The organism is Paracoccus maritimus (assembly GCF_025195095.1).
GTDB lineage: Bacteria > Pseudomonadota > Alphaproteobacteria > Rhodobacterales > Rhodobacteraceae > Paracoccus > Paracoccus maritimus.
This window is the reverse complement of the sequence record NZ_JANAVZ010000006.1, coordinates 266,832-272,831: the sequence shown is the minus strand read 5'-3', so window position 1 is coordinate 272,831 and position 6,000 is coordinate 266,832. Positions and strand designations below refer to the sequence as shown.

At 59.6% G+C, this 6,000-nt stretch carries 7 protein-coding genes; all 7 read left to right on the top strand.

The features are described from left to right. Nucleotides 1-760: 760 nt before the first annotated feature. The 7 genes from MU516_RS12715 to MU516_RS12685 all read left to right on the top strand — a co-directional run bounded on the left by MU516_RS12715 (nt 761) and on the right by MU516_RS12685 (nt 5,898). A complete protein-coding gene (locus MU516_RS12715) occupies nt 761-970 on the top strand; it encodes a hypothetical protein (protein ID WP_260277580.1) in 210 nt (69 codons plus the stop codon). Nucleotides 971-973: 3 nt separating this feature from the next. Continuing rightward, nucleotides 974-2,923: a PepSY domain-containing protein gene (locus MU516_RS12710; protein ID WP_311319109.1), complete on the top strand. Its 1,950-nt coding sequence runs from the start codon at nt 974-976 to the stop codon at nt 2,921-2,923. Between the two features lie 61 nt (nt 2,924-2,984). Next, nucleotides 2,985-3,293, top strand: a complete 309-nt coding sequence (locus MU516_RS12705) for a hypothetical protein (protein ID WP_260277579.1) — start codon at nt 2,985-2,987, stop codon at nt 3,291-3,293. Between the two features lie 265 nt (nt 3,294-3,558). After that, the gene (locus MU516_RS12700; protein WP_260277578.1) at nt 3,559-4,617 is read left to right on the top strand and encodes a hypothetical protein; all 1,059 of its coding nucleotides are present in this window, start codon (nt 3,559-3,561) and stop codon (nt 4,615-4,617) included. 11 nt (nt 4,618-4,628) lie between these two features. Beyond that, nucleotides 4,629-4,961 carry an STAS-like domain-containing protein gene (locus tag MU516_RS12695; protein WP_260277577.1) on the top strand — a complete coding sequence of 111 codons (333 nt, stop codon included), beginning with the start codon at nt 4,629-4,631 and terminating at the stop codon, nt 4,959-4,961. Continuing rightward, nucleotides 4,958-5,452 carry a hypothetical protein gene (locus tag MU516_RS12690; RefSeq protein WP_260277576.1) on the top strand — a complete coding sequence of 165 codons (495 nt, stop codon included), beginning with the start codon at nt 4,958-4,960 and terminating at the stop codon, nt 5,450-5,452. Before MU516_RS12695 ends, MU516_RS12690 begins: the two co-directional genes overlap by 4 nt. Before the next feature lie 209 nt (nt 5,453-5,661). After that, a complete protein-coding gene (locus MU516_RS12685; protein ID WP_260277575.1) occupies nt 5,662-5,898 on the top strand; it encodes a hypothetical protein in 237 nt (78 codons plus the stop codon). Nucleotides 5,899-6,000 lie beyond the last annotated feature (102 nt).

The window sequence follows — 6,000 nt, the reverse complement described above, 5'->3', positions numbered from 1 at the left end:
CTCAAGGCGATCTGGAAAAAGAGCCGTCTGTTCCCGCACAGTGCCTTCGATGAAACCCGACATGCCGATCTCCCACCATGTCTAAGTCTACCATAAGGCCGAGTTTCCACACAGCCTCGGCCGGGAGCGACGCCCAGGAAGGGAGGGCGGAATGCGGATTTGCGGCAGTGCGGCGTGGCCGATGCAGCAGCCTTAGAAGAGCAGCCATCCATTCGAACTGCCGTGAAGAGCTCCGTCGAACCGGCCTTGAAGGCGAGAAGCAGTCGCCCGCAGCATCTATCAACCGCAACCGCACGGCGAACATTGTGTAGAACAGGTCGCTTGATCGGCAGGTTGGCGGCTGATTGAATGGTCGCAAATTTCGAAGATCACTATCGATGTCACCATCGTCGGTCTGTCGGAAGAGCAGGAGGCGCGCTTCGGCGGCAATATCGAGTGGCTGAATATCGAAACTGGCGATTTCTTCACCGAGGCCAACCCGGCGGGTATCGACGCCGCGAACATCAAGGCGGCGCTGCGCGCCACCTTCATCGGAGCCTACGATTCCGATGAGGACGATTTCGTAGGCAACACCTTCTATTCGCGTAGCCTAACGGAGGACGACAAGCCCGAGCCGTTCACCAAGAAGGACAAACAGCATTGCGGCTACCTGTTCCTGCGCTCCCTGCGCACCGGCTCGCGCGCGCTGAGCCTGACCGGCATGATCATGATGATCTCGACCGCAACGTCAAACCAGCTCGGAAACGTCGCGGATGTCGCGATGACGGGTACCGCGGTTCCCGTGACCCAACAGGCGGACGCCGCGCTTGCCTCTGTCCCTGGCGGCACGCTGAACCAGTATGTCGCCCCCGAAGCGCCGGACCGCCCTGCATTCTTCGCCATCGACCAAGGCAACACCGTCATGTCTGTCGCCGTGGACCCCTATACCGTTACGGTGCTGAATAGCCAGGACAAGACCACCACGCTCTAGGCCATTGCCAACCGCATCCACGGGACGCTCCTGATCGGGGATACCGGCGACCGGATCATGGAAACCACGGCGTCGCTGATCGTGCTCTTGATCGTCACCGGGCTCTGGATGTGGCTGCCCAAGGCAGGCATCCGTGCCGTGGTCCCAGACCTTCGAGCGCGGGGGCGAAACTTGTTCAAGTCGCTGCACACCAGTGTGGGGACCGTGATCTCGCTCTTCCTTCTTCTGTTCGTCCTGTCGGGCCTGTCTTGGTCGGGGATCTGGGGCGCGCAGTTTGTGCAGCCCTGGGCGTCGTTCCCGGCTGAAAAGTCCTGGAAGAACATTCCCCTCTCCGACCGCACCCACGCCTCGATGAACCACGCCGGTCACCAGGATGTGGCATGGGGCATGGAGCAGGTACCGATGCCCGCCTCGGGCAGTGACGCTGGGGCCGCGGGTGTTTCCGATAGGGTCACGCTGGATACGGTAAGCGCCTGGGCTGTCGAGAACGGTTTCTCGGGGCAGTACAAGATCTCCATTCCGCAGGATGAGGCCGGCGTTTTCACCGTCATGGCGGAGGTTCGCAACGAAGATGGCGTGATGCCGTGGGAAGACCGGACGACGCATCTTGACCAGTACACCGGCAACGTGCTCGCCGATATCCACTACGCGGAGTACTCTCTGATGGCCAAGGCGATGGCCTGCCCCGTGACGTCGAGGATCGGATCGATCCGGCTTTGGTCCGGGCGGGTTCTGTCGTTCTGCTGGCCGAAGCCAGGAGGCCATGAAGTGAAAACCGACCGCCTCATTCCCAATCCGCCGCAGGGCCTGCGCCAGCGGACGCGCTCCTATGGAACCACCCGCATCTGGTGGGAACCGTCTGGCGCCGCACGCGCCCTGGGTTTCTCGGTGGTCGAGCTGGATGAAACGCGCCTGACCTGGTCGCGGCGCGAGGCGGAAAAACTGAACCGCGAACTGGCGCAGGCGCAGAGAAATGGCAGGCGCACAGCCCGCGCTCCCGGTGGCCGCACGATCGAGGCGCTGATCGAACAGTACCGGAAGTCGCTGGCGTTCACCGAACTGGCCCCCAAGACACAGGACAGCTACAGCGGGCATTTCCGGCTGATTGTGGAAAAATGGGGGGCCAGTGCGGTGCGCGACTTTACCAAGCCCGTGATGCGCGCCTGGTATGAAACGCTCTACCGCACCAAGTCGGATCACATGGCCATCGCCCAGATCCGCGCCATGTCGCTGCTGTTCAGCCATGCCGAAATGATCGGGTGGCGGGCCGAAGGAACGAACCCGTGCCTGCGCCTGAAGATGAAAACGCCAAAGCCGCGCAAGCGCGCGGCCAGTTGGGATGAGGTCGATCTTCTTGTGGCGACGGCCGATCGGATCGGACTGCCCTCGGTCGGGACGGCGATCCTGCTGTCGCTCCTGCAGGGCCAGCGACAGACCGACGTGTTCAGCGCCACTGCCGGCGATTTCGAACCCCGCCTGGTCCAGGAAGGGGGCAAGCCCCGCACGCGCGTCCAGTGGACGTTCACTCGCTCCAAGCGTGGGAACAGCGGCGCGTTGTGGCTGCATTCCGAAGTGCAGGGCAGGGTGCTGTCCGTCCTCGATGGGGTCAATGATCCGGCCCGCCGCCTGCTGCGCGACGAACTGACCGGCGCGGACTATGACGACGAACTGTTCGGCCGGCGCTTTCGCAAGGTCCGCGACGAGGCTGTGGCGGCCGACAAGCAGGGTAAGCTGACCGGCCTGTCCCGGCTTCAGTTCCGTGACCTGCGCCGCACCTTCGGGATCCTGTCCCGTTCGGGCGGCGCGACGAAGGACGACACCGGCGACGTGCTGGGCAACAGCGCCGCATCGAACCCGCAGCTGGCCAACACCTATATGCCCAGCCAGCTGGACACGGCCAGCCGTGCGGTCGAGGCGATCCGCAGGCCGATGAAACCCAAACGTAGGGCGTGACGTTCACCCCGGGTCGATGACGATCTTCACGAAGTAGGAAATTTAAAGCTGCAAGGCTGCGTTGCCCGAAACGACTTCGGGCGCGTCAACTACTTTGGAGGTCGGCATGTCAGCCACAACACCCGTCAAACCGCAATCTCCCACGAACGATGCGCGCCTGCAGGCCATCTACGACACCGCAGAAGATGCGGCCGATGCCCTGCACCTGGCGGATGGGTGTGCAGCTGCTCTGCTTGTCGTCATCGACCGGATGGCATCCGAGGGATTGGAGCTTCAGCACACCGCATCGGCTCTGTTGCTCGCGTCGCGGCGATACATAGTCGATGTCGCGGCCCGGATCGATGATGTCGCGCGGTTGACCATGGACTAAGCGCGAGGGCAGGCGGCCATCAGGTTCGTCATGGACTTGGTGGCCGTGAGGCTTTGGCCATCGAGGTTTGACAATTGTAGGTTGCGCACGACACGGCTCCGGCGGCATAGGTGCAGGTGAACATGAACTGACGAACGTCCGGGAGCACATGAAGCGACTTACTCCTCGATATCATCGCTGGCTCCGAAATCGGCAACGTCGCGAACTCCGTCGACTGCTTGTTCTGCGGAAAAAGCGCGTGAGAGATCGCCAAGGGCCTCTCTTGGTGAGTGCTTGGGATGGGACCGAAGCCATAACCGTCGCTATCGATCAGTTACCCGTTGAACCGGTTGCGCGCCTTTGCTTTGACAAAGATTACATCCGTGTCGCGGAATTCTTGGCCAAGTGGCAGCACCGCGTTAAACAAGCGGCTTTCGATTTTCGTGGCCGGGAAACCTGGCTTCGAACGCTCAGGGGGCAAAAGTATCCTCGGATGACATCTTACTATGACTTCTCCAAGATCGAGGAAATTTCGACTGCTGCCTCAGTTGTGATCGCTGCTGAATACGAACGAGGTAAGCTTTTAGTAGGTGCTTCGCCCCCGGCAATCGAATTGCACAGCTGGTCACCAGACGCCTTCGGCAAATTGTATGAGATGGGATTCTTCGAGGTGGTCGGCCTTTCTGAGGCGGAGTCGAAGCGTTTTGTTTCCCATGCTGGAACAGTCACAATGCAGATCGTTTCAGGTGAGACACGAGCGGAGCTCGACAAGGCCGGTCAAGAGCTCGAAAGACTATTGGATGACGAGCTTACCGTCGATGATGAACTCGCAGGCATACTTTTCTGGATAAACACCGCGGTCTCTGAGGCGCTAACAAACGTCACTCAGTGGGCTTACCGTGGGGCGGGGTCGCTCCAGCCTAAGCGATGGTGGCTTGCAGCAACGCTCGATCCGTTAACGAAGAATTTATCTGTCGTCTTCTATGATCAGGGGGTAACGATACCCAATTCCATCAAACGACAAGATTGGTTCGAAGGAATTCTGGCATTCGGTCGTAAGTTGTATGGAAGCAAAGACGAAACAACGTCTTGGTCCGACTCTCGTTGGATCGCTGCGGCACTTGAGTATGGAAGGTCTCGAACCCGGCTTGACCATCGAGGTAAGGGGTTGCCGCAACTTGCGGACATACTTGACCTGTGCGCTGATGGATCCCTCCGAATTGTCAGCCGCAAGGGTTGCTGCTATCTTAGGAAAGATCAGAAAATGATCGAAGAGCCTCCCATCCGCCAACCACTCATGGGCACACTGATCGAATGGAAGTTGTCCTTGCCGGAGCGCAAATGACCGTGCCTGAGATGAACATCAGCATTGCCAGAGATTTCTCGCCGTATCCTCATGGTCGAACTTCGAAAGACGGTGAGTTCAGCGGAGAACGATTTCGCACTGAGGTGCTTGAGCCTATGCTCAGGCGGGCGCTGGATCAGCATGGTGTGATCCAGATCGACCTCGACGGCGTGAAAGCATTGGGCTCATCTTTCGCTGAAGAGGCGTTCGGCGGCCTTATTCGTCTTGCGATCGCTCCATCTGAAGACGTCAGAGAGGCGATTAAGGTGCGGTACACGAAGCCTTGGCTGAGACCTGTAGCTGAGAACATTGAAAACTACATGCGCGACGCTGCTGAAAGGTGACATTCGCCACTCTTATCTTCGGTTTTTTGTTGGGGCTGTTGACGCAGTTCCTTCTGGGAAATCGGCGCGCAAGTGAAGCTGCGATAACTGATCATATATCAGACATTGCGACGCTCCGGCAGCAGTCAACCGAATATTGGTTGGCTGAGCCGGCAGAAGGTTCTCAGGACGAGATGGTTGATGCCGCAAAGGTTCAGGTGGCGCTCGCTGCAGTAACGGCTTTCGAGGAGGTCGCCGATCGTTGGATCGATGCTGACGATATAGATGAGTATCGGCAGTCTATCACGATATTGGTCGGTTTGGTGACCGGCGGTGAATTTGAAACACGAAATCGCAAGCGTTCGCCTGAGACAGCGATCGAGATTTCACGCGAGTGTGCCTCGCTCATCCACTTTTTGCGTGGTTCTCGCTCGACAGTCTACAATCCGCTACCGCCAGCAAAGCGCCTCCTTCGTGAATGTCAGGAAAAAGTTAGGTCAACTCTTCGATAGCCTCATCAAGGTCTTTCACGATCTTTACTCTAGCTTGAAGGCAGGACCTGTGGCTATCTGACCCCGAAGGGCAACCCGGCTGGCCGGGTCCGGACGACCGCGGGAAAGACTGCCGGGCAGGCCCCCGTCATCAGCCAGGGCGGGTCCGGGCGCCGGGCAACCCCTCCGAAAACTCACAACACATCGTCAGTTTTTCAGAGGGGCAAGCCATGCCTGCATATCCCGTATCGCGGACCTGGTCCGCGTCGATCGCTGTCGCCGCCGGCGACGTTGTTCAGAACCACGGCCACAACGCCATCTATGTATGCCCGTCCAGTCCTGCGGATGAAGGCGACGCGATCCAGCTCGCACCTGGTGAAGGCTTCCAGGTCACCGACGCGACCGAGATCTTCGCGGCCACGCTCACTGGCACGATCAGCCGGGTGGCTGTGATCCGGGGGCTCTGATGATCTACTTCCGTGATCCGATCCGCAACGGTCGGCCGATGTCGCTGTTCAATGGAAACACTGGCGGGTCTGCGGTCCAGAACGAGGGCGTCGGCACCGACA